Source organism: Pseudomonadota bacterium, assembly GCA_027620075.1.
Taxonomy (GTDB): Bacteria; Pseudomonadota; Alphaproteobacteria; order Rickettsiales; family UBA6187; genus 1-14-0-20-39-49.
Genome location: JAQCEY010000002.1, coordinates 58,442 through 85,152, shown reverse-complemented (window position 1 = coordinate 85,152; position 26,711 = coordinate 58,442). Strand labels below are relative to the sequence as shown.

Below are 26,711 nucleotides of genomic sequence, written 5' to 3'. Positions count from 1 at the left end.
TTAGTCCCGCTTGCGGGACTTCGCAATTTTTTATATATGGCATAATTTTTATAATTTGTTATTTTAGTAAGGTAACAAAAGAATCTGTAGTTATAATGGCACAATATCAACATTTACCTATTTATAAGTTGACTTACGACCTACTTTTAAAGATTATACATTTGACAAAGAATTTCCCCAGAGATTATAAATATACTCTGGGACAAAAGTTAAAAGATGAGATTATCGAACTCGTAATTATAATTTATAAAGCCAATAGCTCAAAGGATAAAGAAAAGCATATTGAGATGATCCTTGAGAATATTCAGGTTGTTCAGCTTTTGATTAGGTTGTCGCATGATATAAAGATATTACCAAGAAAGCAATACGCAGATATTGCAGAAAAAGTTGATAGCCTGGCACGACAGGCACAAGGTTGGTTAAAAAGTTCGGGGAAGAGGTAGCCGGAACGAGTTATGTTACGACATAGCTCGGTGAGCGTGTTCATCTCGGATGGTGGCGGTAACAGTGTTTATATTGTTACCAAAGAAAATATACCTTTTTGGGGTATTGCAGGCAGAATAATTGAGTATTCGATTATACTGACCAAAAGTTCATCATCGAAAGCAAGTCATTTTGCTATGATCCGTGGTACTGGTCGTCTTCGGAGAACAATAGTAATAATGCCTGGATACAGCGTTTTAGTGACGGTCACCAGATAACCGACCAGGGTAAGATCCGCAATCAACCTGTCCGTTGTGCAAGGAGAAATGCAGATGCTTTACCACAAAACACTCTGTTATGGTATGATTCATATGATAATAATACAGTTAAAGCCAGCAATACTTGCTCAGGCGCAAATGTATCTCCGGGTTCCTCCACAGGTGTTGGATGTTGGCTAGACAAATCAGGCAATAATTATCACGCAAGACAGTCCAATTCTATAAAGCGTCCAAATTATACATCGGCAGCAAGTGGCCAGAATAATATACCAACTATTAATTTCGACGGATCTAATGATAACTTTGATTATCCTAATATAGGTAGTCATGCCAAAGTTTCCATTTTCTTAGTCACTAAAGCGGATACCTATCCAAAGACAGCATATATAATGGCAAAAAATGGCTGGGGTCTTGGAGCGGCGCACATCCCAGTTTGGTATAGTAGATACGGCTTATCTGTTAACAACCGTATAATGTCTGGCAGATACATAGGCCAGGCTCATGATACATATGGTTCTTATAGTGTAAGTCGTAATAATTATTACGTAACTACAATAATTGAAAGCTCATCTCGTGTATATAGCTATATGAACGGCGATCGAACCTATTATGACGATTTTGTTACAGTTGCGCAGCACAATAAGATTCTTGGTCCAGGTCAATTAGGTTCATTAGATAGTGGATCTTATTGGAATGGCACTATGGGCGAAATTATTCTTTTTGATTACCCTCTTTCAGATAGTGAGCGCGATACGTTGCACACATATCTTAGTAACAAATGGAACATTCCTATAACGCCTTGATCTACCTTCACAAAACGAAGCCTCCGCATGAAGCCGCCTCTCTCCATGGGAGAAGGGGCTTATGCGGAGGTCTTTTATAGTAAATTTCCCATTCAAAACCCTTTTTAACATGATATAGTGCAGTCTTATGAAAAAGGAAGATAACTTTATCCACTTGCGTGTGCATAGCTCTTATTCCCTGCTGGAGGGAGGTGGGTGAGGGATTTTTTTAAACAGATGCTTTTATTGCAAGATACTGTTTTGTTGAAACACCCCTCCCTCTCCCTAACCTTCTCCCAGAGGGAGAAGGGACTAAGATTTGAACTTTACCCGCTTTTGCAGAGTTTTCTATGCTTATTCCGAATAACTTCCATATTCTTCTTTTTGTCACCCGATTAAAACACTATCTTTTTATAAAACAGTGTGTCATAATAGTATAGCAACATTAGAGGTACCGGGGGTTTCAGTTTCACTGAAATGTCAGTGGTACTAGCATCTATCGCAGCCATTATCGTGGTGGCTACAGGTGGCTTCATAGTGCTAAAAAATACAAAAAGCAACAGTGTCTTGTCCGATATCAAAAATGTTACCAGAGCAATTGAACAATTCGAAGAGCAATATGATGCCTTACCGGGCGATATAGCTAACGTTTCAAACCTGCCGAATGCCGTAAGCGGCAACGGTAACGGAGTTATAGATACCGATGCCGAAGCACTTAACCTGTGGCAGCATCTATCAACGGCAGGAATGATAGAAGGCGAGTTTGACGGTGTTTCAACCAACATACCCGGAAAGGGCGTTCCGGCTTCAGGTTTTGAAGGAGGGGGGTATAAAATACTTCCGTCAGCAAACACCGTTTTCAATAGCGATAGCGACCCGACAAATGATATTTCCGAGCAAACAATAATCATTGCACTAACAGGCTTCAGCGATTCTTCCAACGATTTAAGCGTCTTAACACCGGAGGAAGCACAAATACTGGATAATAAGGCTGATGACGGAAAACCTCTGGAAGGCTCTATCCTTGCCATAGGAACAGGTGACGAATGCGTAAAAAGCAACGGTAGTTATAACTTGTCAAATTTGTCGGCATCTTGCCGACTGTTTTTTTTAATAAGGAAAAGTTCGTCAAATAACGAGGCGCCTGACATTTCCGGAAGTTGTAATGCAATAGGTCAAACAAGAAGCGTAAGCGACTCCAACAAAAAATGCCCTATAGGATATACGGGTAAAATCGTAGAAACATGCCGAGTAGATTCCGACAATTCAGGAACATGGGAAGTAACGGGTGCATTTTGCGAAGAAGTAAAATGTACCGGTAACGGTATATTCGGAGATATAAGAAAACTTTCATGTATAAACGGAATGAAAGGTAACGAAGGAATAGTCGAACAATGTACGGAAAACGGAGTCTGGAAAGTCATACGCTCGGACTGCGAACACAGAACAGACCTCTCTTGTAGGACAAACGACGAAATAAGACCGGCACAGGCTTGTGACTGGGGCAAGTCCGGTTATGCAATGCAAAAATGTACCGATAACAAGTGGGGAGTTCCTTTCCCTGATAACTGTACTGAAATTTTATGCGGTATTAACAATATCGGTGATACAAAAATATCATCGTCCGGTTGCAACAGCAATTATACCGGAAGTGCCATAGAAGTTTGTACAATAGCCGGAACGTGGGAAAAAACCGCTATCGGCTCTACATGCTCACCGGTCTACGGAACATGTAACGCAAGTTCGGATTCAACGAAAAATATAGGCTGCCCTCCGGGGAAAAGCGGAAGCCATATTTTACAATGTATAGATAACGATTCTAACGACTACTGGACAACCTTAAGTGATACGTGCCAGCCAATCCGGTGTAGCGGCGGTGAAAACATAGGCAGCGTTAGAATAAAAGAGGGTGCATTCTGTCCGAACGGAACTAACGGCACGGTAATGGAATATTGCGACAATAACGGAGATTGGCAGGAAGTTAAAACAAACTGCGTAATAGGCATATGTGAAGCTCCCGCAGATAACAAGGGAAACGCCTACTGGCCTACTACCCTAGGCGGACAAACAGCCACTTACACATCATGCACCCCCGGATATAAAAAGGTTTCCGCAGACCCTACAAGAAACTGTATATTAAATGCAGACAACACTGCCACATGGAGTAATACCGTAAACGATGAGTGCGTAAGAATAACATGTCCCGAAGCTCCGACATTAACAAATAACGCTACATATCCGCTTACATTCGCCGGAGAAAAAAACGTAACGGGAACATGTGATGTTGCCTCCGGTTATGTTGCCCAAGCACCGGGATATCCTCTTAGCGATTGCGATATGAACGGAAACTGGACAAATGAAAGAATACCTTGTAAAAACTCATGCCCTGCCTATGAAGAAAGCGACGTTGGCGTAGCCGGTGTAAAATTATGGCTGGACGCAGCCGATCAGTGTATGGTCTTTTCTAATGATAGCTGCACAATCAATGCCGTTGCAGGTTCCGATAAAGTCGGATGCCTAAAAGATAAATCGGGAAATGATTATCACGCCGTTCAACCTATCGGCTCACGCCAGCCTTCCTACACAAGCACCGCTTCGGGGCAGAACGGCTTGCCTACGGTTAGGTTTAACGGCAGTAGTAATGCACTGCACTATCCTGATATAGGTACATTTAATGAAACTACCGTATTTGCCGTTCACAAGACGCTTAGCTTCCCCGACACTTACAATGTTATGTTCGGAACATCAAATGCGCTTAACGGAAGCTCTTGGCTTTATTACGGAACTGATGACGGAATATATCTTGGTTTTGAAACAACGAACAGAAATCCGCTTGAAATATTCGACATATACGGTACGACCGGTGTTTATGCTATAACGTCATTAATTGATGATAATATTAATGCCGCCATACACCGTGACGGAGTAGTAAAAGACTCTCAGATAGTATTAAGTCCTCAAAGTAAAAAATGGGGGCCGGGAACTGTAGGAGGATACTACGAAGGCGGCAGCGGATATAGTATGTTCTTCCATGGAAATGTTGCCGAGATATTAATATATGATTCGGGATTATCAACAGGAAACAAACAAACCGTAGAATCATACCTTGGCGATAAATGGGGTATAGACACTCAAACCGTCTTTGAGGCAGCCACCCTATGGTATGATGCCTCGGACACCGATACGGTCTGGAGAACAAGCGGCTGTAATGCCGGAACAAAGGCTACCCCGGGGGTACACACCGTCGGTTGCTGGATGGATAAATCCGGTAATAATTTCCATGCAACACAAGCCAACTCCTCTTACGAGCCTATATATACAAGCGATGCTGACGGACAAAATAACCTACCTACGCTAAAATTCAACGGCTCATCAACAAGGCTGGAATATCCTGATATAGGTGAATTTGACAAATCAACGGTTTTTGCTATACATAAAGAAAGCAGCTATTCCGGGGTAGGGCAAGCAATTATAGGAGCGTCCGGTGTAAGTAGTAAATCAACCTGGATAGGTTATAAGGGAGGAACAACCGCACCTATGTATTTCGATATTAGGGGCAGAAATCCGCTTTCAGTCCAAAAAGATGATTACGCAATAGCCGGAAGATATTATTTAACTACGGCATATGACGATAACACTAAATCAGAATTATTCCGAAACGGTAGTAGTCTGGTTTCAAAAAATATAACCACAGACAACGCAAAAAAATGGGGACCGGGAAGTATCGGGGCTTGGAACGAGCCGGGATACAAGATGTTCCACTCAGGAAATATAGGTGAAATAATAATCTATGACTACGCCCTTTCAGACAGCGAGCGTAACGTTATAAACACTTATCTAATAGACAAATGGAATATAACGGATCCCGACATAAAAGATACCGCCGTATTGTGGCTTGACGCTGAGGAGGCAGCTACAGTATTGAAAAATAATACATGTACGGGTGCAACAGCCGCCTATTCCGATGACGTGGGCTGTTGGAAGGATAAATCGGGCAATGATAACCACGCAAAACAAGGAACCGCCTCAAAAAGACCTAAATACAGATCGTCAGGCATAAACGCAAAACCTGCTATTGATTTTAACCGATTAACTTTTGATACACTTCTTATTCCCAACGCTTCAGGAGATGACTTTGATGTAAACGGTAATTTTACAGTAATGTTCACACTAAAATACGACGAGCTGGGAAACTATTGGGGAGTATTCTTCAATAGAGGAACGGTTTACGCAAATCCTTTTGAAATAGGAACTTTTAAAACTGCCAATGTCAACCTGTGGAGATTATATTTTGATATAGGTGACGGAACTTTGGACGTCACAGATGGCGTAGAATCAACTAACGGCTCTATAACTACAAATACCGATTATATATTTACTTTTAGAACATTCGGTCCTGCCACCACTCACGAAATTTACATTAACGGTACGTTAAATAATAGCCGTACCGTTCCTGTGACAGCCTCCAACTCCGGCGATCCGGTATATATAGGCAATTATGACGGAACAACTTCAAGCGGAATGGACGGAAAAATAGGCGAGATATTATTCTTCCCTAGTGCACTTTCTATCACTAGCCGCAAAGATGTGGAGTCTTACCTTTCAAGCAAGTGGGGTATCCCTCTTACACCTTAAACTTCCCACAAAGGCTCTTTTATACCGGACAGGAATTGTTTATGTGCATCTAACTCTTCCTTAGAAACCTCAAAACTACGCTTTTCAAGATACTTCCGCCTGCGGACGGTTTTTTCCTCGTATTTTATTTCATTCTCATCTAGCTGCATAGCTCCTTGCGTACCGCCTATCAGTTCAATATAAACATCTGCCAGCAACTCGGCATCAAGCAATGCTCCGTGTTTTTCACGCTTTGACAAGTCTATCCCGAAGCGGTTACATAAGGCATCAAGGCTGGCTTTTGCACCGGGAAACTTCTCTCTTGCCATATTCAAAGTGTCGGTAGCCCTTTCAAATTCTACAAGCGGAAGATCAAGCTTACCTAACTCTGAATTTATAAACTTCAGGTCAAAAGCCGCATTATGTATAACCAGCCTGTCATCTCTTATAAAATCAAGAAAATCCTTAGCTACCTGCGAAAAAACGGGCTTATCGGACAAAAACCCCATTGTAAGACCATGCACGTCGGTAGAAGACTTGGGTATGTCTCTTTGCGGGTTTATATAAACATGATATACCTCACCCGTCCTTACTTTATCAATCAGTTCTACACAACCTATTTCAATTATCCTATGTCCTGAATTAGGATCAATTCCGGTTGTTTCCGTATCAAATGTTATCTCTCTCATAAAATTTCTGCGTTATTACCTTAATGCTCTTAAAATTATCTTTACCACTCTATAACGAGTCGTTTTTTTACTACCATATTAAAAATACCCCGCCTCATCAACTCTTAATAGTTTTTTTATTAATCATTATTACTCAAAATTTTATTCATCACATTCTTCACTTCCCTAAACACCGCAAACTCACTAAATGACGTATCTATAACAAAATCAGCTTTTTTAACCTTATCACGACTTGCCATCTGAAGTGAGTTTACCGCATCGAATTTTTCCTTTGTCATGCCGTTACGCTCCAATGCCCGTTTTTCCTGTGTATATGAATCAACGGTAGTTACAACCACATAGTCGCATAATGACTGACGCTCGGTTTCAAATAAAAGAGGTATTTCAAGAACCGCTATCTTAACCTTGTCTTTTTTACACTGCTTTAGAAAATCCTTTCTTCTTTTATCAACTAAAGGGTGGATTATCTCCTCAAGCTTCTTACGCTTCGAACTATCTGAAAAAACTATCTCTCCTAGCCTGCTTCTGCAAATCTCACCTTCATGGTACGATTCGGGAAATAACTCTCGCACCGTCTTTACAGCATTACCGCCGAAAGTAAGCAATTCATGGACATTCTTATCTGCATCAAAAACCGCAGCACCAAGCTTTAAAAAACACCTTGCTACAAAGCTTTTTCCCGTTGCAATAGAGCCGGTTAAACCAATTACTATCATAAAACATTTACCTTTCGTGGTCACTCATTTTATATGGGACAATACGTGTTTACGCAAATCCTCTGTAACCTCAGGTTTAACTCCAAACCACATTTGAAAACCTGCGACTGCCTGATATAACAACATTCCCAGCCCTTCTACAACTAAATTTCCACGTGCCGATGCATTTTTTAATAGTTTTGTATAAGTAGGGTTGCTTGGGTCAACCTCAATCGGGCTATATACGATATCGGTAACTAACGCATTTTTCGGCAGTTTTTCCAAGTTTATGTCAAGTTCTGGATTGCCCTTCATCCCAAGCGATGTGGTGTTAACTAAAAGATTGGCATCTGCTAATATTTCGTTACGGTCGTTCCAGCCTAAAGCCTTTAATTTTGAATTATTTCCATTAAAGCCTGTAAAATACTCTAAATCACCTACCATAATATCAGACTTTCTTCTTGTTCTATTTACAATAAAAATATTTGGAACATTTCTCTGTATCAAACCGTAAACAATAGACCTAGCGGCACCACCCGCACCCAATACAACAGCACTACCTTTAGTAAAATTAAAATTAGGTTCTGATTCTTTTATATTTTGGATAAAGCCATAAACATCTGTATTAGCTGCTGTGAGAGTACCGTCATTCTCAACTAATATTGTATTAATAGCCTTTATTACTGTTGGTTCATGTCCTCTAAAAGAAACTGATGTTTGCTTATCAACCAATTCAAAAGCCGCCTCTTTATGCGGAATTGTAAGGTTACAACCAACATATCCTTTATCTTTCAATCCAAGTAACGTTTGCTCCAAGTCTTCAGGCTTCACCTCAAGCATGCCGTATTCGCCGTCAATATTATATTTTTTAAGCCAATAGCCATGCAGCACGGGGGATAATGAATGTTTTACCGGATATCCTATTACCGCTACTTTTTTATGCGTCATTTAACTTCCTTTTCACGCTGATATTTCCTTTTTTCAAACATCTGTATTATATTGGCAGTAGTTTCCTCAACAGAACGGCGAGTAACATCTATAACCGGCCATTGATTCTTTGTAAAAACCCTCCTTACCTGCACCAATTCCTCCTTAACCCTCTCAATATCGGTATAGTCCGTGCTTTTCTGTTCATTAATTGATAAAAGCCTGTTCTTACGTATCTGTACCAGAACATCGGGGCTTATTGTAAGACCTACAACCAGAGGATTCTTTAATTTATGCACAATATCAGGCAACGGAACACCCGTAACATAAGGCACATTAGCAGCACGAAAACCACGATATGCAAGATACATTGACGTTGGAGATTTAGATGTCCTAGACGCACCGACAAGCACAACATCAGCTTCTTCCAAATCCCATACGGACTGCCCGTCATCATGAGTAAGTGCAAAATTTATAGCCTCAACACGGTTAAAATAATCCTCATCAAGTTCATGCTGACGACCGGGTTTATGGAATGTAGTCTTCTTGTCCATCCACTCCGATAATGCCGTAATCATGCGTGCTATTGCGGATATACAAGGTATTCCCATTTCTTCACAGTTTTTTTTCAGATGTTTACGAAGATGCTTATCCGCCATAGTGTACATTACAAAACCACCCGTTTCACGGATACCTTTTAACACCTTGTCTACCTGTGCCTTTGTACGCACCAAAGGCCATGTATGTTCTTCCACCTCAACACCGTCAAACTGTGCAATAGACGCACGAGCTACAGAGCTTACCGTCTCGGCCGTAGAATCCGACACAAGGTGTAAATGGAAATTTAATTCTTTTGAATCATTCATTTTATTTATGTATTTTTGTTTTTTAACTAATTTTAGTCATACACTTACTCACCTAGTGTATCCATATAATATTTTTACCATCCATCAAAATTTAAAACCCTGCACAAAACCGCATTGTTCACATCTAACTAAATAACCGTGTGGATAACTACATGGATAAAAAAACTTCTTACTTATCCATATTTTTCCACCCACGCTTCTACATCAAATATGAACATGTGAATATCATATAAATTTTTATCAACAGTATGTGGAAAAAATGTCTATAACAAAAGAATCTGGTAAAATAAATCTTTTTCTATATGTTGATGGTCTTGTGGATAAAATTTAATCCACAGTAATGCAGGCACACATAAACAACTATTATTATATATAAATATATATTTATTATGTTAGACAAGAAAGATTCTCCCGATGTGGAAAAATTATTTATCAGTACATTAAACGGTACAAGAAACAAACAGACACCGGTTTGGTTTATGCGACAAGCAGGCAGATATCTGCCTGAATACAAACAAGTAAGAAATAGTACTGGCAACTTTCTGGAGTTCTGCTATTCTCCACAAAAAGCTGCAGAAGTTACCCTACAACCCATAGAACGTTTCGGCTTTGATGCTGCTATAATTTTCTCAGATATACTTGTAATTCCCGATGCACTTGGCATGGATGTAAGTTTCGTCAAAAATGAAGGCCCTAAATTAAAAGCTTTAGAGAATGAATCTGATATAGATAAACTTAATTATGATGAAGGATTTTTATCACCCGTGTATAAAGCTATAAAAATTACAAAAGGCGAATTGTGCGGTAGTCGTGCGTTAATAGGCTTTGCAGGAGCTCCGTGGACTTTGGCTACCTACATGATAGAAGGCGGCGGAAGTAAGGATTATTTAAAAACCAAAACATTTAGCTACTCTCACCCAGAACTGTTTTCACTGCTGATAGACAAGTTGGTTGATGCTGTTTCAAAGCACCTTATCGCACAGGTTAGTGCGGGAGTTGAGGCACTTCAGATATTCGATAGCTGGGCAGGAGTTCTGACCGAAGATCAGTTTAAAAAATGGTCGATAGAGCCAACTAAAAAAATCGTTGAAAATGTGCGTAAAGTCTACCCTAGAGTTCCCATAATCGGCTTTCCTAAAGGTGCGGGGGTTCTTTATAAAGATTATTCTAAGCAAACAGGCGTGAATGCGATATCTTTCGATCAGAGTATGAGTGCATTGTGGATAAGGGATAATGTAGATGTGACAGTGCAGGGAAACCTTGATCCGGTTATGCTTATGGCAGATAAAGAAGCCGCAGTAGAATATACACGAAAATTGCTTGATTTAATGCAGGATAAGCCTTTTATCTTTAACTTGGGTCACGGTATACTGCAAAATACCCCCATAGAAAACGTGCAGGCTGTAATAGATGAAGTTAAAAAAGTTTAACTTGTTTTAATTTATAGCGAGTGTATTTTTTTTTACAAATTTTGATTTGGTTCCGGTAATTTTTATAAATAACAATGCAAAAAAAAGCCGTAATATTATTTAATCTTGGAGGACCGGACAGCTTAAATGCGGTTAAACCGTTCCTGTTTAATCTGTTTAATGATAAGGCTATTATATCTGTTCCTAATCCTTTCAGGTTCTTCCTTGCGAAGTTAATTTCATCTAGACGTGAAAAAACAGCTCAGGAAATTTATTCACATATGGGTGGTAAGTCTACCATTATCCCCCAAACAATCGCACAGAAAGATGCCTTAGAAGCGATTTTGAATGAAAAAGGTACGGTTGCCTACAAGGTGTTTATTTGTATGCGTTACTGGTATCCTTTTTCGCATGAAGTGGTAAAGGACGTAAAAAGCTATAACCCGGATGAGATTATATTGCTGCCGCTATACCCGCAATTTTCTACCACTACCACAGCATCATCTGTAAAGGACTGGAATAATAACGCTAAAAAAGCAGGGCTGGAAGTTCCTACCAAAACTATATGTTGTTATCCTTATGAGGAAAAATTTATTCAGTCGCATCTGAATTTAATAAATGATGCGATAAACAAGGTTAAAAATAAAGATAACATCAGGGTGTTATTTTCCGCACACGGACTGCCGAAAAAGATAATTGATAAAGGTGATCCATATCAATGGCAAGTGGAGCAAGGGGCAGAAAAAATAGCAAAACGGATTGGAATAGAAAATCTTGATTGGAATGTTTGTTATCAGTCAAGGGTAGGACCGCTTGAGTGGATAAAACCAAGTACCGATGAAGAAATAGTAAGAGCCGGTAAAGACGGTAAGTCGGTGGTGCTTGTGCCTATAGCTTTTGTGTCAGAGCATTCCGAAACTTTGGTAGAACTGGATATAGAATATAAAAAACTGGCAGATGAAAATAATGTTAAAGAGTATATAAGAGTTCCGACCCTTTCGGTTGAAAAGGATTTTATAAGATCGTTGGCGGATATTTGTAAGAACGCACCTAAAAATAAAAAGGCTTGCTCTAATGAGGGAGAAAGACTTTGCCCTGACGGTTTTTTTAAATGTTTTAATACATAGTGATTTTCTATAAGCAAAATGCTATAATGTGTTATATTTAAGGACATTATTTAGCGTTTTTTCAATGATAACCGTAACAAATTATAAAATTCAAAAAGGCATTACAATACTTGAAGTGTTGATGATACTGATAATAACGGGTCTTATTATTTCCGGTATTTTAGTAAAAGGATTGATTGAACATCAGGCTAAAATACGTAATGAAATAAATCTTTTATCCGAAGTGGAATCGGCATTTAACGGTTTTAGGCTAAAATATAAAGCTATGCCGGGAGATTTTAAAAATGCAAAAGATATCTGGTCTTCTACCGAAAGCGGCAATGGAGATTCAACCATAAGAACCAAGGAGGGGCTTTTTTCCGACGAGTACACTTATGGTGGTGAGATGAGCTATGTTTTTGAGCATCTTAGCCTTGCGTATATGTTGAATGAAAAATTCGATTCATCAATAATACTTGGAAAAGGTATTCCGACAAGTACCTTAAACCCTAAGACGGGAATATCACTTTATAACGGTACTAAAGATGAGGTGTCTATTAATGTTTTCTACGGAAACGCAACAGCCTTACCGAATCTGGAAAAGGCGGATGAGCCGAACTCTGTTACGGGAAATACTTCAGGATTTTTAAAACCCGAAGAAGTCTATTCCCTAAAGGAAAAACTAGGGGAGCAACGGTTATCGGATTACTGCGGCATTATCAACGACAACCGGTGGTGCAGATACTGGTATGTTATAAAATAACCTTACGCCAATAATTCGGATAATAACACTCCTAGCGAGATGTAAATTACGCACTGTATTATACCTATGGCTATATTATGCTGCCTTATAACCTCGCTGTCGGTGTCCACATGAAATAATATTATCTTGTTGGCGATAAAAGCGAGAATGCTCAAGGCTAATATCATTATAACCGATAATAAAGACCAGTATAATACCAACATTTTTATATCTATTTCTTCGAATAATAAGACATTTGCCGCAGCTGTTATAGCAAATGCAGTACCGATTTTTCTTCCGGCAAATCTAAGTGCGGCAGAGGTGTTGCCTTCAGTGAAATGTTCCTGATATGTCTTGCCCAGTTTTTTCGCAAATCTACGGGTACGTAAAATAGTTGTAGCTGTAAGAATAACCTGAGATATAGAGAATCCTATAAGAACAACCACTATTCCTTCTATAGTATTTGCGTCTACCCATACCATCATAGCCCTTATTATTATAGCAGCCGCAATCACATTTCCGGCATCGGCTATTGCTGCTGAAATATTGCCGTTTATTATCTCGTCCCTTATGGAAATATTAGGGAGGGCGATTTTTTCAAAAATAACCCTTGCAACGGCAAGTAATACTAAGCCGATTATTCCGTATAATCCTACCGAAATAACGGAATCTTCCAACGCATATATAGGGTCTCCGTATATAGCTCCTGTTAATACGATTGTAACCGCCAGAACAACCGCACTTAAGGATATACCGAACGCAGGGTTATCCTTTTTTAATAGTTCCTTATTAGGGTTAGTGTGCGATACCACACCGGAGAGCCACCTTATAGATGTAAATATTGCTATAGCGATTGCCAAATTGCAAAGAAGAACTAAATTAAGCTGTCCGTCAAAAAACGAAGCACCCGCACTCTCTAATATTATATCCGTTCCTTCCACTGTTAAATACCTTTTTGTTGGTTATGTTATTTATAGAAGGCTCTGCAAAAGTCAAAAAACTACTCTCCCCCTGAGGGAGAGGAAATAAAAAGAACTCAAATTTAAACTTTACGCTCTTTCGCATAGTCTTCTATACTATATCCGTTGTTTTACTACTCATGTTTTAAGATATCAATGGGAAATATATTATGTAGGTATAAATTCAGAATAAATAGGTGATAAAATTAAACTTCAACAACTTCCCTTACGCCCTCTATTTCTTTTAGTAACTCTATAGATGAAGCACTTACGTCATATGTATCTTTTAGCCCGATATGAACAATGTGTGTATCGGTTTTAGTAATAAAAGAGATTCCTGTTTTTCTGACAGCAGGCTCACCGACTGTTTCTTTTAGTTTTTCTATGCCGTTAGTGTTATCAAGATGTATCTGCAAGTGATAATTAAGTTGTAGGTCTTCAATGTTTTTTACCGAATTTGCATTCATTCTTATGCCGCCATCGTCTTTTCTGGCATCAACTTCCATTAACAATACCGTCCCCGGTTCAAGTAAGTCCCTTGCCTCAGATAATACGTCCTCGTTAAATATGGATATCTCAAATATGCCCGATGTATCTGAAAATGAAACGGTAGCAAAGCGCCCCCTTGGAGATGAACGCATTCTTTTAGCTATTAGCACGCCGGCTATTTTTATAGAGTTGCTACCGTCGGTAAGAGTATTTACAAGTTCGTTATAAGGTACTACGTTTATTTTTCTCAAAATATTTGCATATATCTCTAGCGGGTGCCTGTTAAGATACAAGCCTACGGAATCAAACTCGTTATTCATGCGTTCCAGCGATGCCCAGTCAATTGTTTCAGGCAATTTGGGCTGATCGGTTTTTGACTGCTCATCACCTCCGAACAGGCTTGACTGATTGCTGTTTTTCTCGGAATTTACCATAGAACTATATCGTAATATTGATTCTATAGCGTCAAAAATCTGTTTACGGTTGTTGTGTAGATTGTCAAAAGCACCGGACTTTACCAGACTTTCCATCTGGCGTTTGTTCATTACCTGACCGCCACATCTTGATGCTAAATCAAAAATATCTTTAAAATCGCCATTTTCACTGCGTTCTTTTTCCAAAATACCCATAGCGGTAGTACCCACACTTTTCAAAGCACCCAAACCATAGCGGATAGCAAGTTCTCCGTTCTTAGTTTTTTCGGGTCTGAAATATGCAAAGGATTTGTTGATATCAGGCGGTAGAATGGTTATTTTCTGCTCAACGGCTTCGGCACGGAAGGTATTTATTTTATCGGTATCGTGTATATCCAGATTCATGGAAGCCGATAAAAACTCTACGGGGTAATGTGCTTTTAAATATGCCGTCTGGTATGATATCATGGCATATGCGGCAGCGTGTGACTTGTTGAATCCGTAGCCTGCAAACTTTGCTACTAAATCAAAGATGGAGCTGGCTTTTGATTTTGCCACACCGTTTTTTACCGCTCCCTCTACGAAAATCTTGCGTTGCTGATCCATCTCGGAAGCTATCTTCTTACCCATAGCACGCCGCAGCAAGTCCGCACCGCCAAGGCTATAACCGCCCATTACCTGTGCTATCTGCATTACCTGTTCCTGATAGATAATAACCCCATATGTTTCTTTTAAAATTCCTTCCAGCATCGGGTCTAAATAGTCAGGCTCTTCCTCGCCATGCTTACGCCTGATATATGCAGGTATATTATCCATCGGACCCGGGCGGTATAATGATATAAGTGCGATTATGTCCTCAATATTGTCCGGCTTCATCTTGCGTAATGTGTCGCGCATTCCGGCACTCTCTATCTGGAATACGCCGATAGAATCTCCTTTTGATATCATCTCAAAGGATTTTTTGTCATCTATAGGTATTTTCGATATATCTATGTCTATGCCCTTTTGCCGCACAAACTCGCAGGTTTTAGATATTACCGTCAAGGTCTTTAAGCCTAAAAAGTCGAATTTTACCAGCCCTGAACCTTCGGCGTATTTCATTGAATAACCGCAAACAGGCATGTCTGAGCGAGGGTCGCGGTAAACAGGGACTAGTTCTTCCAAAGGTCTGTCGGCTATTACTACACCTGCTGCGTGAGTTGAGGCGTGGCGGTTTAATCCTTCAAGCTTCAGGCTTATATTTACCAGTTTGGATATCTCCTTATCCTCATCAACCATCTGTTTGAAGCTTCTGTCCATATCAATGGCTTTTTGCAAAGTTACGGGGTCAATGGGGTTAAAAGGAATCATCTTGGAAATACGGTCTATCTGCCCGTAAGGCATTTGTAACACACGCCCGACATCACGTATTACCGCACGAGCTTGTAGCTTTCCGAAGGTAATAATCTGTGCAACCCTGTCACGTCCGTATTTTTGCTGAACGTATCTTATAACTTCCTCACGGCGTTCTTGACAAAAGTCGATATCGAAATCGGGCATAGATACACGTTCAGGATTTAAAAAACGCTCGAAAAGCAGACCGAAACGAAGCGGGTCAAGGTCGGTTATCTGTAAACTCCACGCAACAACCGAACCCGCTCCCGAACCACGACCCGGCCCTACGGGAATGTTGTTTTTCTTACTCCATTTTATGAAATCGGATACTATCAAAAAGTAGCCGGGGAAATCCATCGTGTTGATAACGTTAAGTTCGAAATCAAGACGGGAAAAATATTCTTCATCTATCTTCTCTCTTTCATCTTCTGTCTGACCGTCTTTATAAACATGGATATCAAGTCGGAGTTGCAACCCTTCTTTTGCCTGTTTCTTTAGCTCCTCGGCTTCAGAACGACCTTCACCGCAATCAAAATGGGGAAGCATCGGCTTGCGATACTCGGACATTACGCTACAGCGTTTTGCTATATTTACGGTATTTTCTATAGCTTCGGGAATATCCTTGAACAGCTCCACCATCTCACGGGTTGACTTAAAATAATTCTGTTTGCCTACTTTCTTACGGTTTTGTTCGGTTACATAGCGTCCGTCGGCAATACACATTAATGCATCATGAGCTTCATGCACGCCCTGATCGGCAAAATATACGTCATTAGTTGCCACTAAAGGGATATTGTGTTTATAAGCAAAGTCTATTAACGGACGCTCGGTTTCATCTTCTGTCAGTGATTCAAGGCGCATCAGTTCTATATATAACCTGTCGCCGAAGATATCTTTTAGATTCAGAAGCTCTTTTTCTGCATTATCAACCTGTTTTTCAAGTAATAATCTGTTTATAATACCGTCATCGCCGCCTGTCAGGGCTATTAATCCGTTGTTATGTTTTTTTAGGTCTTCAACGGAGATGTGTGCTTTTTCATCGGAAGGTGTTTCTAAAAATGATTTACTGACAAGTTTTAATAGGTTTAAATATCCGTCATCATTTTTTGCCAGTAATAATAATTTATCATAGACCGGCGTAGAAAAAGGACTTTTCACGGTAGCGAAATCCACCGCAATGATGCAGCCTATAACGGGTTGCACTCCTTCTTCGGCACACGCACCTGAAAATTCCAATGAACCGAATAAATTTCCCGAATCGGTTATAGCTACTGCGGGTTGCTTATATTTTTTGCACAGCTTTACCATATTTTTCGGTGGAATCGCCCCTTCAAGCAAGGAGTATGAACTATGAACCCGTAAATGTATGAACGTATCTTCTTTTTTCATGGATTTGAATATAGCAGGAGGAAAAATATTTTAAAGTAGGAAATTAATTGAATATTAAGGATTTTTTGGTAATATTATTTTTACAAATGGTTTAATTTTATTTAAGATTCAAATGTTTAAAAGAGAGTTGTTATTAAAAAAAGGTTTTGCCCTGATAGAATTATCTATAGTTATGGTTCTTATAGGGCTGATTGTTGCAAGTGTGGTTGGTGGACAAGCACTCGTAAAACAGGCAAAGCTGCGGAACTTAATTTCAGATGTGAATCAAGTAAAAACAGCAATGAACTCGTTTAAACTACAATATAATGCCTTACCGGGTGACATAAGGAATATACAATCTTACTATCCTTCAATACAAAACGGTAACGGAAATAGGGTAATGGAACATAACACTAATGAACCGGATGGTTTTTGGGAAGTTTTGCAAGTAGAAAACCTTTATACAAAATATGTTGTCGGCCCGACTCCTGAATTTTTAAGAACAAATGAGGCGACGCCTTTTGGACAAGGAGTTTATTATCGCATAGCTCGTAGCGATGATAATGTCTATGGTAGTAGTATAAATCAATGGCATTTACAAATTGGAGATATTACGTCTTCAAATAATGCATTACATCAATATGTAACAACAAAAGATACTATTAGCATAGATACAAAACTTGATGATGGTTTGGCTGGTGATGGTTGGATCAAGGCAAGTAGAAACGAAGCTACAAGATTTGATAGTGGCTGTATTATAGAAAATAACTTTTTTAAGAACTTAACCTCGGCAACTTACGACTATTCTGATGACGTGGGAAAATGTCTGATATTTTTTGAAGTGCATTAACCAACCGCTCTTGAGAACCATATTATCCTTCCGATAATATTCAGTTCAGATAAAGAACATTCATAAGATTTGTAGTTTTTATTATCAGCAGTTACATAGATAACATTTTCATTTGATTTTTTTATACTTTCCAGCCTTTTTACTACCAAACCAAGACCGTCATATAAAATATATATCCCGGGCGGGTTAGGAGTTTTTTTTGAAATATCTATCAAAGCTATATCACCGTTTTGTAACGTTGGTGACATATAGTCGCCATTAATTATCAGTGACCGTATATTTTCTATGTTGGTGTTTAGCGTTTTCTTTATCCAGTCTTTTTTAAAGGACAATTTAAGTTTTTTTGACGTATTGGCCTCAATAGAGTTGTGTGTATTTACTTCATCTTTATAAAGGCTGTCTATAAATACATAATCCTCATCTTTTATGTGGTTATCATTGCCACTTTCACACATTAAATACTGCATACTTATGCCCAAAGCATCGGCTACTGCCTGAATTTTCTTGGTTGTGGGGTTTGTGGATTTACCGCTTAATATGTCGTATATAAACGACTTGCCCACATTTGCCTTTAGTGATAACTGTCTGGCATTAAGACCCGAGATTTTCATTTGTTCTTTGAGGCGTTTTATCATAATTTGATCTTTTGAATTCATAATACGTTTATGTTTTAACTTTTTAATTCAAAATATTTGTTTTGTGAAGTTAATCAATTAAAAATTGAGAGTAATGCGCATATTTTTCTTCTGGGTTGAGAAAAAGGGAGTAAAAAAGATTTTAGATTGAATTTACTTAACGGAATTTTTAAGTATAATTTCAACTAAAAATAAATTCTCATGAAAAAAATGGTTAAAGAAAAAAAACTGGCATTGGTTACAAGACCTTATATAGATTCTAAGAAGTTTGAAGAAGATCTTGCAAAAATCGGGGTTGAGAGCTTTATAGAGCCGTTTTTAGAAATTCAGTTTTATCAAAATGCCAATAAAGTGATACACCCGTATCTGGATAGCTGTCAGCTAATGGTTGCAACCAGTGCTAATGCGGTTAGAGCCGTAGGTTATACAAAAAAAGATATAGTCGCCGTAGGTGAAAAAACCGCACAGGCGGCAAAAGAACTTGGATTTGAAAAAGTGTTTTCTTCTAAAGGGAATGTTGAAAGTCTTAAAAAATATATAGAAAAGAATTTTTCCCCTAGAGATGGCGGTTTGTTATATATATCGGGTGATATAATAGCTAACGACTTAAAGCCGGAAGGCTTTAAATTAACAAGGGTGGTGGTATATAGTTCAATGCCTGTCAAAAAAATATCCTCAAAATGTAAAAAATACTTTGAAGATAAAAAATTTGATTATGTTTTTCTCTTTTCAAAAAGAACCGCCGAAGTATTTGCGGAACAAGCAGGTAAATATGATTTTAAAAATACAACTTGCTTTTGTTTGAGTGAAAACATTAAAAATGTTATATCAAAACAGAGTTTTAAAGAAGTTATAGTTTTGGAAAACTTCGATATGAAAAATATTGCTAATCTGATTTAAGTAAAAAAGGGCGTTAATATGGCTGTAAATAAAAAAGAAGATAAGGTTGAAAAAATAGAGTCTGAGAAAAAAACGGATGATAAAACAAGTCCGAAAACAAAAAACAGGGTAACTAATTTTCTTTTCGTTATTACATGGGCGGTTATAGGAGGATTGTCATTTCAGTATGTTCAAACCTCGCAAAAAATATCTGCTCTGTTATCTGATAACGAGAAAAACGGTGACAAGATAAATAATCTGGAAGTAGAAAACAAAGTACTTACGGGAAAGATTGAAGACGCTGACAGGCGTATTGAAAAACTATCCGTAGATATGCAGGTTTTTGCCGAAAAATATTCTGAAGATGAAGATATCTTTGCCAAAAAAGACGAGGGGTCTTCAGATGAGGTCGTTGAAGAGTTGTCGGACTTGCTCACAGTTGAAGAAGATAAAAAAGAAGTTGTTCAAAATTCTTTAACGCCTGAAGAATATGAGAAGATGGCGTATGATAGCCAAGCAATATCGGCGGGACTCAACGATGTTAGCGACCGGACGGCTTTCTTAGAAGAAAAAATAGATATCGTCAGCGAACAGCTTGAACAGGCAAAGTTAAACACTTTTTCCAATAATCTGGTTCTATCCGCAGTGAAATTACGGGAAGCCGTGAATAATTCGGTTAGTTTCGAACAGGAATTGCGAGCTTTCAAGTTCTTTGCCGGAGAAAATTCCGAACTAAAATATAGCATTTCGATTTTAGAAGAAAATTCAAGGAACGGAATTGTTAATATAGAAAAGCTAACTAAAGATTTTGATGATATCGCCGATGAAATATTGAATGTTAGCAGAAATAGTAAGGACGCACCGACTGTTGTTGACCGATTGACATTAAAATTGTCTAATCTTGTACAGATACGAAAAATAGAGGCTAATGAGACCGGTAACAAAACAGAGGATATAATAGCCAGAGGAATAAAGGCACTAAAAAACGGTAATGTGGAAAAAGCTATAGAAGAAGCTGAAAAATTAAGAGGTGATTCAAGAATATTAATTTCAAACTGGTTAAAAGACGCTAATTCTTTTGTAGAATCCAAGAAAGCTTCCGAGGAAATATTTATCCATGTAAGTAACAAGGTTGCTCAAATTGAGGGGTAATAAGTAAACTACTACGGAGCAGTTAAGTTGCAAGTAGCGAGTTACAAGTGATGCCTGACTTAAGATGCAACTTACAACTTACAACTTGCTACTTGCAACTTAAATTATACGAAGCAAGCTTCGAGGAGTTAAACCTGAAAGAGATTAAAATAATATCATAGTAGCAAAGCCTAAAAACACCCCGAAAGCCACGATATCGGTAATGGTAGTAAGCAAAACGCTTGATGCTATTGCAGGGTCAACGCCTAGCTTAACCAGCCCTACGGGAACTAAAGCACCTGATAATCCGGCAAGCAGCAAGGTGAATATGGTGGCAACGGCAAATACTAGGCTTAAACCGGCATTTCCATACCACGCATAAGACAATATGCCGGTTATTACAGCGAACATAATACCGTTCAACCCACCTACCATCAGTTCTTTTTTTACCACACGCATCATGTTGGTTGATGTCAGTTCTTTAGTGGCAATCGCACGCACGGTAACGGTAATTGACTGGGTTCCGGCATTACCTCCCATTGAGGCAACTATCGGCATTAAAACCGCAAGGGCGGCAAGTTTTTCTATAGTTTCCTCAAAAAGACCGATAACGATAGACGCAATTATAGCGGTAACTAAATTGGCTATCAGCCATGGAAAGCGGCTCATGGTGGTTTCTGCAAAGCCGGTATGTATGTCGGTTTCGGATATACCGCCTAAACGCAGGATATCTTCCTGAGCCTCTTCTTCTATTACGTGTACGATATCGTCAACGGTAATAATACCTATCATACGCCCGTCTTCATTTACCACGGGTGCAGAAACCAGACCGTACTGCCTGAATATGAAAGCCACTTCCTCCTGATCCATATTCGCTTTTATGGTTTTTAGGTTTTCGCTCATTATGTCTTTTATTTTAACAGAGCGGTTTGAACACATGATATGGCTTAGTAAAACTCCGCCGACAGGCTTCATTTTTGGGTCGGAAACGAATATTTGGTAAAAATCCCTCGGTAAGTCCTTGTTGGAACGCAAAAAATCAATGGTCTGACCTACAGTCCAGAATTCAGGAACACAAACTATCTTTTTGTCAAGTAAACGCCCCGCACTATCTTCGGGGAAAGACAGGCTCTCTTCCATCTGTTCACGCTTGTTTTCAGGCATTTCTCCCAAAATCACCTGCTGACCGGCTTCTGTCAGGTTTTCCATAACCTCAACAGCGTCGTCATTTTCCAGCGTATTTATCGCCTCGGCACTTTTCCTTGCCCCCAAGACCCCGATTACATCTTCTTTTGCACTATTGTTTATTTCAACCAATATCTCGGGAGCAAAATCTTTACGGATATATTTTACAAAGCTTCTGCGTTGTTCGGGCGATATTTTCTCAATGAAATCCGCTATATCGGCACTATGCAGAGGGTCTACAAGCCCCTTTACAACGGAACGCTGCTTGTTTTCTAAAGCCTCCAGCAACTCTTTGGACTGCTCGTCGGAAAGACCGTAAGACTCATTAGCTGCGGCAGAAGCGTCATCTTTTTCTATCTCGACTTTATCTTCCGACATTTTCTGCTCCGAATCCTTATATTTAAGTGTACGCAAAGGTTTTCTAGCATAGAAAGGAGGTGAAATCCAATGATATCTTTATTGCCCGTATGGGGGTGTTAGGCATAAATTAAAAATATGAAAAGCATTTTGAAAGTATGGTGCGACCGAGAAGATTTGAACTTCCACGCCTAATTAAAGGCACAGCGACCTCAACGCTGCGCGTCTACCGGTTCCGCCACGGTCGCATTTTCCGCATGCATAAATATTAGTTATGACAAAATAACTTAATAAATTTTACAAAGTCATAAAAATATTATATTGGTAGGTGAGAACTATTAGCAATAAATTTCATTCTAATCAAGATAATATGCAATATCTTATAAGCGACGGTTTGCAGGACTATCCCGAATCGCTGAATATTATGGAAAAAACCGTTGCCGGTATTATATCGGGAACATCTGATGAGCTTGTATGGCTTACCGAACATCCGCCTTTGTATACGGCAGGAAGCAGTGCCGCCAAACATGATTTGCTGGAGGCGGATAAATTCCCCGTATATCAAACGGGCAGGGGAGGACAATATACCTATCACGGTCCGGGACAAAGGGTGGTATATGTAATGCTGGATTTAAAAAAACGTCAGGCAACGGACATAAAAGCATATATTTTCGATCTGGAACAATGGATAATAAACACCTTAAATTTTTTTGGCGTGGACGGTCAAAGAAGGCAGGGAAGGGTAGGTATCTGGGTAGAAAATGAAGGAACTGAAGAAAAAATAGCAGCAATAGGTATTAGAGTAAGAAAATGGGTTACTTATCACGGTATAGCTATTAATATAAACCCCGACCTTTCCCATTTTGAAGGAATAGTTCCATGCGGCATTTCACAATATGGGGTTACATCTTTGGAAAAATTAGGTATAAATGTTCCTAAAGAAAAAGTTGATGAAGTGTTGAAAAGAGAATTTGAGAATATATTTATGCCGATTCGGAAATAAAGTGAGAATAACAAATAAAAGCAAGTAGGGTAGTTATGAAAAAAATAATATTTTTAATGTCGGCAATGCTTTTGACAAGCTCGTGCGTAGAAACGGCGGTGCTGGGTTCGGTAGCAACGGTAGGTACGGTTGCAGTACAGGAAAGGACGGCAGGTAAGGCGTTAGACGATACGGCAATATTCTGGAAAATAAAACAGCTATATGTTAATGAGGAAAAATCCAAAGACCTGTTGGCAGGTATTTCGGTTGAAGTAATAGAAGGAAGAGTGCATCTTACCGGAACCGTTAATTCCACCGAAACAAGGATAGATGCCGTAAGGCTGGCATGGAAGCCGAAGGGAGTGGTGGAAGTGATTAACGATATTACGATAAAAGATGAAAACAGCCTTACCGATATAGTGCAGAATAAGTGGATTAAAACCCAGATATCTAGCAGATTGCTGCTGGAAAAAGGCGTGCGTTCGGTCAATTACTCAATAGAGGTGGTGGACGGAGTTGTTTACCTTATGGGAATAGCTCAGGACGCAAACGAGCTTAACAAGGTAACGACTATTGCAAGTATGGTAAAAGGAGTTCAAAAAGTAGTTAACCATGCAATATTAAAGACTGATGCTAGCAGGTCATAAATATGTCACTGAAAATAGCGGTGCAGATGGACGATATCGCATCTATAAATATAAATAGCGATACAACATTTGTTTTAGCGTTAGAAGCCCAAAAAAGAGGGTATGAGCTGCTTTATTATCAGCCGCAACAAATGTTTCTTCAAAACGGAGAGGTTTTTGCGAATGTTCAAAAGCTTTCATTATATAGGCGGGAAAAGGATTATTTTGAATTAAGCAACCGACAAACCATAGCTATTAAAGGTATGGACGTGGTGCTTATGCGACAAGACCCGCCATATGACATGAACTATCTGACGTACACATATATTCTGGACAAAATATCCGATGATGTCTTGGTGATAAATAACCCTATGCAAGTCAGGAACTGCCCTGAAAAAATATTCGTGACCGATTTTGCCGAATTTATGCCTCCAACCCTGATATCTGCCGATATCAGTTCAATTGAAAATTTTGAAAAAGAACATGGTAAAATAGTCCTGAAACCTCTATACGCACATGGTGGCAGGGACGTTTTCAAGATAGAGAAAAACCTCAAAGAAATAGCCGATAAACTCATAGATAAATACAAAACTCCTATCATAGCACAAAAATTCATTGAAAATGTGCATAAGGGGGATAAAAGAATTATTTTGATAGATGGTGAGGTTGCCGGAGCGGTAAACAGAGTTCCCGAACAGGGGAGTATATTATCTAACTTTGTGCAAGGTGGGCATGGTGAAAAAACAGAGCTTACAGCTCGAGAAAAACAGATATGTGATGCACTTAAACCCGAGCTTAAAAAGCGTGGGTTAATTTTGACGGGCATTGATATAATAGACGGATATCTGACAGAGATAAATGTTACCTCGCCAACGGGTATTCAGGCGATAAACAGATTGAATGATACTCGTTTGGAGACGATTTTCTGGGACGTGGTGGAAAAGAAGCTGTCGTAATTAAAATCTAAACAGGATTCTGCAATCGTTACCTTCTTCATCAAAGTCATAATTTGCACCACCTGTACCCTGAACGCGATTATCGACACAGCGGTCACCGTTAACATTTAGATTTCTGGTATTTGCACTGAACATTATTCCTGAATCAGGACTTCCGTCATCAATTTTAGTATCGATTCCATGTGCTTCCGACACCCGTAGAAAACCATCCCTTGGACAGCCTGAAGGTGCATTTTCAATTGCACCGAAAGTTATCACATTTGTTTCGTTTATAACTCCAAATAAAGGAAGTGTAACTAAGGTCAGGCAATTGCTCCCTACAGATCCTATATAAGATAAATGTATCGCAACGCTACCTCCATATGATGAGCCCGGAATGTTTATACCCATCTGATAGTCGGGATTGCCTGCGTCTAATCCGGTATAAGAGCCGCTTATTAATCCTGCATTCGACAGATGTTGCCATGCGTAATAACCCTCAACGGTTTGTCCTTGTATCTTTTTGTTACCATCACCATCACCTCCTATGCCGTATGCGGCGGCTCTGTTAAAATCGCCCGGTAGTCCGTTATATTCAAGGTTAAATGCGTTTATAGATGATAAAGTTTGGTTATAATCGGAAATTACAGCACGTACCTTTGCCTGACGGACGATTGCCTGTCCGCCGACTACTCCTGCAACTATCAATCCGATAATTACGATAACAATGGAAAGCTCAATTAACGTAAAGCCCTTGTTATTTTGTTCATTAACCATAAGTCCTGTAAAATCATTTTATGTATTAATTATTATACGGGGTAATTATTTATTTTTTCTTAACAATACATATAAAGCACCATCACCGCCATGTTTTGGCTTTGCGTGGGAAAACATTATAATACGCTCTCGTAAGCCGTCATTGTTAAGCCAGCGAGGAACCTGATTTTTTAAAATACCGTCATTGTTCGCACCTTTTCCGGTAATCACCAGAACATTGCGTTTTCCCGAGCTATATGAGCTGTTGATAAAATTACGAAGCAAATACAAAGCATCGTCCTGAGTTTTGCCGTGCAGGTCTAGGCTTGCATCTATTTGGAATTTGCCTCCCGTAAGTTTTTTCGCTGTAGATTTGTCTACGCCGGACATTGTTCCGTGTTTTATATAATCATACCGGGGAGTGGATATTTTGGCTTGTTGCATCTGTGAAATTAGTTTTTCGATGTCTTCAAGGTTTGCTTCGGTTTTTATGGAAGTGTCGGTAGGTTGAGGGGCGGGAGGTTCGACAGGTTCTCTGCCGTGTAAAGGCTCGACGGTCTTACTTACATAATACCAAAGCTCCAAATCTTCATCTGTTAAATTATTTTCTTCTTCCATATTGTTACTATAACATAAACTTTATAGGAATTTAATATAGAAAATAAGGAGCGTTCGAAGGAAGTGTGCATTATAGGACTATTATCTGTTAAGCCCTTTATCTTGCTCCTGTGAAACATTGGGGGCAGATGTTGAAACTCCGTCCTTTTGCTCGGTCACGCCGCCCTCACGCAAGGTGTCGGCTAGCTTTTGAAAGCCTCCTCCTGCTACAACGGAGCCTATATCCCCTTTTTCGGATTTTTCTGCCGGGTCGGCAACGTCCTTTAAAGCACTTGTGGCAACAGATGCTTTAGTAATGCTTCCGAGGATGTTTCCTATATTTGATAATATGTCTAACATAAAACGTTATATTGCTAGTTCTTTTTCAGGAGTTTTAGCGTTATTTGCAGGAGCGTCATAACCTTTAGCTTCTTTTGCTTGAGTTCCGAATGCTTCTCCGACTTTTTTAGCCTCTTTAGCTAATTCCTTAATATCTCCTTTTTCTTCTTTATTAAAACCGAGTGCCTCTTTAGCGTTGTCGCTTGTTTGTTTTACGGCTTCCTTGGCAACTTCACCGGTATCTTTATCAGTTTTTGAAAATAAGCCCATTTTAAACTCCCGCTCTGTTATAATGCAAGTATCAT

General features: G+C 39.3%; 24 protein-coding genes and 1 tRNA gene. 12 read left to right on the top strand and 13 right to left on the bottom strand.

Annotation, left to right across the window (positions count from 1 at the left end):
* The first annotated feature begins 95 nt into the window (after nucleotides 1-95).
* From O2942_03580 to O2942_03570, 3 genes are all read left to right on the top strand, one after another.
* Nucleotides 96-443, top strand: a complete 348-nt coding sequence (locus O2942_03580; GenBank protein MDA0781327.1) for a four helix bundle protein — start codon at nucleotides 96-98, stop codon at nucleotides 441-443.
* Nucleotides 444-1,090: 647 nt separating this feature from the next.
* The gene (locus O2942_03575; protein MDA0781326.1) at nucleotides 1,091-1,504 is read left to right on the top strand and encodes a hypothetical protein; all 414 of its coding nucleotides are present in this window, start codon (nucleotides 1,091-1,093) and stop codon (nucleotides 1,502-1,504) included.
* A gap of 456 nt (nucleotides 1,505-1,960) precedes the next feature.
* Nucleotides 1,961-6,118 (top strand): hypothetical protein, encoded by a 4,158-nt coding sequence (locus tag O2942_03570; GenBank protein MDA0781325.1) that lies wholly within the window; start codon nucleotides 1,961-1,963, stop codon nucleotides 6,116-6,118.
* On the opposite strand, the gene dnaQ is transcribed toward O2942_03570, so the two are convergent.
* The 4 genes from dnaQ to O2942_03550 form a co-directional block, all read right to left on the bottom strand.
* Nucleotides 6,115-6,786 (bottom strand): DNA polymerase III subunit epsilon, encoded by a 672-nt coding sequence (dnaQ, locus tag O2942_03565; GenBank protein MDA0781324.1) that lies wholly within the window; start codon nucleotides 6,784-6,786, stop codon nucleotides 6,115-6,117. The two genes, O2942_03570 and dnaQ, sit on opposite strands and share 4 nt — an antisense overlap.
* Before the next feature lie 119 nt (nucleotides 6,787-6,905).
* Nucleotides 6,906-7,502, bottom strand: a complete 597-nt coding sequence (coaE, locus tag O2942_03560; protein ID MDA0781323.1) for a dephospho-CoA kinase — start codon at nucleotides 7,500-7,502, stop codon at nucleotides 6,906-6,908.
* Between the two features lie 24 nt (nucleotides 7,503-7,526).
* The gene (locus tag O2942_03555; GenBank protein ID MDA0781322.1) at nucleotides 7,527-8,429 is read right to left on the bottom strand and encodes a shikimate dehydrogenase; all 903 of its coding nucleotides are present in this window, start codon (nucleotides 8,427-8,429) and stop codon (nucleotides 7,527-7,529) included.
* Nucleotides 8,426-9,274, bottom strand: a complete 849-nt coding sequence (locus O2942_03550; protein MDA0781321.1) for a kinase/pyrophosphorylase — start codon at nucleotides 9,272-9,274, stop codon at nucleotides 8,426-8,428. Before O2942_03550 ends, O2942_03555 begins: the two co-directional genes overlap by 4 nt.
* Nucleotides 9,275-9,663: 389 nt before the next feature.
* Here O2942_03550 and hemE point away from each other — a divergent pair, with 389 nt between their 5' ends.
* From hemE to O2942_03535, 3 genes are all read left to right on the top strand, one after another.
* The gene (hemE, locus tag O2942_03545; protein MDA0781320.1) at nucleotides 9,664-10,704 is read left to right on the top strand and encodes a uroporphyrinogen decarboxylase; all 1,041 of its coding nucleotides are present in this window, start codon (nucleotides 9,664-9,666) and stop codon (nucleotides 10,702-10,704) included.
* A gap of 74 nt (nucleotides 10,705-10,778) precedes the next feature.
* Nucleotides 10,779-11,810 carry a ferrochelatase gene (gene hemH, locus O2942_03540; protein ID MDA0781319.1) on the top strand — a complete coding sequence of 344 codons (1,032 nt, stop codon included), beginning with the start codon at nucleotides 10,779-10,781 and terminating at the stop codon, nucleotides 11,808-11,810.
* A 64-nt stretch (nucleotides 11,811-11,874) separates the two neighbouring features.
* Entirely contained in the window at nucleotides 11,875-12,552 is a 678-nt protein-coding gene (locus O2942_03535) for a hypothetical protein (protein MDA0781318.1), read from the top strand.
* Between the two features lie 2 nt (nucleotides 12,553-12,554).
* On the opposite strand, the gene O2942_03530 is transcribed toward O2942_03535, so the two are convergent.
* Entirely contained in the window at nucleotides 12,555-13,472 is a 918-nt protein-coding gene (locus O2942_03530; GenBank protein ID MDA0781317.1) for a DUF350 domain-containing protein, read from the bottom strand.
* A gap of 224 nt (nucleotides 13,473-13,696) precedes the next feature.
* Entirely contained in the window at nucleotides 13,697-17,155 is a 3,459-nt protein-coding gene (gene dnaE / locus O2942_03525; protein MDA0781316.1) for a DNA polymerase III subunit alpha, read from the bottom strand.
* 112 nt (nucleotides 17,156-17,267) lie between these two features.
* Between dnaE and O2942_03520 the strand changes: the two genes are divergently transcribed.
* Complete coding sequence (locus O2942_03520; protein ID MDA0781315.1) at nucleotides 17,268-17,984, top strand: prepilin-type N-terminal cleavage/methylation domain-containing protein; 717 nt, start codon at nucleotides 17,268-17,270, stop codon at nucleotides 17,982-17,984.
* Here O2942_03520 and O2942_03515 read toward each other — a convergent pair.
* Entirely contained in the window at nucleotides 17,981-18,640 is a 660-nt protein-coding gene (locus tag O2942_03515; GenBank protein ID MDA0781314.1) for a LexA family transcriptional regulator, read from the bottom strand. The genes O2942_03520 and O2942_03515 overlap by 4 nt on opposite strands.
* A 189-nt stretch (nucleotides 18,641-18,829) precedes the next feature.
* On the opposite strand from O2942_03515, the gene O2942_03510 reads away from it, so the two are divergent.
* Together O2942_03510 and O2942_03505 are read left to right on the top strand one after the other, a co-directional pair.
* Nucleotides 18,830-19,519 carry a uroporphyrinogen-III synthase gene (locus O2942_03510; GenBank protein MDA0781313.1) on the top strand — a complete coding sequence of 230 codons (690 nt, stop codon included), beginning with the start codon at nucleotides 18,830-18,832 and terminating at the stop codon, nucleotides 19,517-19,519.
* A gap of 18 nt (nucleotides 19,520-19,537) precedes the next feature.
* Nucleotides 19,538-20,650: a mitofilin family membrane protein gene (locus O2942_03505; protein ID MDA0781312.1), complete on the top strand. Its 1,113-nt coding sequence runs from the start codon at nucleotides 19,538-19,540 to the stop codon at nucleotides 20,648-20,650.
* Nucleotides 20,651-20,794: 144 nt separating this feature from the next.
* Here O2942_03505 and mgtE read toward each other — a convergent pair whose 3' ends face one another.
* Both mgtE and O2942_03495 read right to left on the bottom strand, forming a co-directional pair.
* Nucleotides 20,795-22,192, bottom strand: a complete 1,398-nt coding sequence (mgtE, locus tag O2942_03500; protein MDA0781311.1) for a magnesium transporter — start codon at nucleotides 22,190-22,192, stop codon at nucleotides 20,795-20,797.
* Between the two features lie 138 nt (nucleotides 22,193-22,330).
* Nucleotides 22,331-22,419, bottom strand: a tRNA-Leu gene (locus tag O2942_03495).
* An 80-nt stretch (nucleotides 22,420-22,499) separates the two neighbouring features.
* Between O2942_03495 and lipB the strand changes: the two genes are divergently transcribed.
* From lipB to gshB, 3 genes are read left to right on the top strand one after another with little or no spacing between them, the layout of a single operon-like run.
* Nucleotides 22,500-23,174, top strand: a complete 675-nt coding sequence (gene lipB / locus O2942_03490; GenBank protein ID MDA0781310.1) for a lipoyl(octanoyl) transferase LipB — start codon at nucleotides 22,500-22,502, stop codon at nucleotides 23,172-23,174.
* Between the two features lie 35 nt (nucleotides 23,175-23,209).
* A complete protein-coding gene (locus O2942_03485) occupies nucleotides 23,210-23,800 on the top strand; it encodes a BON domain-containing protein (protein ID MDA0781309.1) in 591 nt (196 codons plus the stop codon).
* A gap of 2 nt (nucleotides 23,801-23,802) precedes the next feature.
* A complete protein-coding gene (gshB, locus tag O2942_03480; protein MDA0781308.1) occupies nucleotides 23,803-24,735 on the top strand; it encodes a glutathione synthase in 933 nt (310 codons plus the stop codon).
* On the opposite strand, the gene O2942_03475 is transcribed toward gshB, so the two are convergent.
* The 4 genes from O2942_03475 to O2942_03460 all read right to left on the bottom strand — a co-directional run bounded on the left by O2942_03475 (nucleotide 24,736) and on the right by O2942_03460 (nucleotide 26,676).
* Complete coding sequence (locus tag O2942_03475) at nucleotides 24,736-25,491, bottom strand: prepilin-type N-terminal cleavage/methylation domain-containing protein (protein ID MDA0781307.1); 756 nt, start codon at nucleotides 25,489-25,491, stop codon at nucleotides 24,736-24,738.
* 45 nt (nucleotides 25,492-25,536) lie between these two features.
* A complete protein-coding gene (locus O2942_03470; GenBank protein MDA0781306.1) occupies nucleotides 25,537-26,088 on the bottom strand; it encodes a Smr/MutS family protein in 552 nt (183 codons plus the stop codon).
* 81 nt (nucleotides 26,089-26,169) lie between these two features.
* On the bottom strand, nucleotides 26,170-26,427 hold the full coding sequence (locus O2942_03465) for a hypothetical protein (GenBank protein ID MDA0781305.1): 258 nt from the start codon (nucleotides 26,425-26,427) through the stop codon (nucleotides 26,170-26,172).
* A gap of 6 nt (nucleotides 26,428-26,433) precedes the next feature.
* The gene (locus O2942_03460; GenBank protein MDA0781304.1) at nucleotides 26,434-26,676 is read right to left on the bottom strand and encodes a hypothetical protein; all 243 of its coding nucleotides are present in this window, start codon (nucleotides 26,674-26,676) and stop codon (nucleotides 26,434-26,436) included.
* Between the last annotated feature and the right edge of the window lie 35 nt (nucleotides 26,677-26,711).

Coding starts and splice junctions, on each gene's coding strand:
- O2942_03580 (MDA0781327.1), top strand. CDS start 96: ATGGCACAATATCAACATTTACCTATTTATAAGTTGACTTACGACCTA.
- O2942_03575 (MDA0781326.1), top strand. CDS start 1,091: ATGGCAAAAAATGGCTGGGGTCTTGGAGCGGCGCACATCCCAGTTTGG.
- O2942_03570 (MDA0781325.1), top strand. CDS start 1,961: ATGTCAGTGGTACTAGCATCTATCGCAGCCATTATCGTGGTGGCTACA.
- dnaQ (MDA0781324.1), bottom strand. CDS start 6,786: ATGAGAGAGATAACATTTGATACGGAAACAACCGGAATTGATCCTAAT.
- coaE (MDA0781323.1), bottom strand. CDS start 7,502: ATGATAGTAATTGGTTTAACCGGCTCTATTGCAACGGGAAAAAGCTTT.
- O2942_03555 (MDA0781322.1), bottom strand. CDS start 8,429: ATGACGCATAAAAAAGTAGCGGTAATAGGATATCCGGTAAAACATTCA.
- O2942_03550 (MDA0781321.1), bottom strand. CDS start 9,274: ATGAATGATTCAAAAGAATTAAATTTCCATTTACACCTTGTGTCGGAT.
- hemE (MDA0781320.1), top strand. CDS start 9,664: ATGTTAGACAAGAAAGATTCTCCCGATGTGGAAAAATTATTTATCAGT.
- hemH (MDA0781319.1), top strand. CDS start 10,779: ATGCAAAAAAAAGCCGTAATATTATTTAATCTTGGAGGACCGGACAGC.
- O2942_03535 (MDA0781318.1), top strand. CDS start 11,875: ATGATAACCGTAACAAATTATAAAATTCAAAAAGGCATTACAATACTT.
- dnaE (MDA0781316.1), bottom strand. CDS start 17,155: ATGAAAAAAGAAGATACGTTCATACATTTACGGGTTCATAGTTCATAC.
- O2942_03520 (MDA0781315.1), top strand. CDS start 17,268: ATGTTTAAAAGAGAGTTGTTATTAAAAAAAGGTTTTGCCCTGATAGAA.
- O2942_03515 (MDA0781314.1), bottom strand. CDS start 18,640: ATGAATTCAAAAGATCAAATTATGATAAAACGCCTCAAAGAACAAATG.
- O2942_03510 (MDA0781313.1), top strand. CDS start 18,830: ATGGTTAAAGAAAAAAAACTGGCATTGGTTACAAGACCTTATATAGAT.
- O2942_03505 (MDA0781312.1), top strand. CDS start 19,538: ATGGCTGTAAATAAAAAAGAAGATAAGGTTGAAAAAATAGAGTCTGAG.
- mgtE (MDA0781311.1), bottom strand. CDS start 22,192: ATGTCGGAAGATAAAGTCGAGATAGAAAAAGATGACGCTTCTGCCGCA.
- O2942_03485 (MDA0781309.1), top strand. CDS start 23,210: ATGAAAAAAATAATATTTTTAATGTCGGCAATGCTTTTGACAAGCTCG.
- gshB (MDA0781308.1), top strand. CDS start 23,803: ATGTCACTGAAAATAGCGGTGCAGATGGACGATATCGCATCTATAAAT.
- O2942_03475 (MDA0781307.1), bottom strand. CDS start 25,491: ATGGTTAATGAACAAAATAACAAGGGCTTTACGTTAATTGAGCTTTCC.
- O2942_03470 (MDA0781306.1), bottom strand. CDS start 26,088: ATGGAAGAAGAAAATAATTTAACAGATGAAGATTTGGAGCTTTGGTAT.
- O2942_03465 (MDA0781305.1), bottom strand. CDS start 26,427: ATGTTAGACATATTATCAAATATAGGAAACATCCTCGGAAGCATTACT.
- O2942_03460 (MDA0781304.1), bottom strand. CDS start 26,676: ATGGGCTTATTTTCAAAAACTGATAAAGATACCGGTGAAGTTGCCAAG.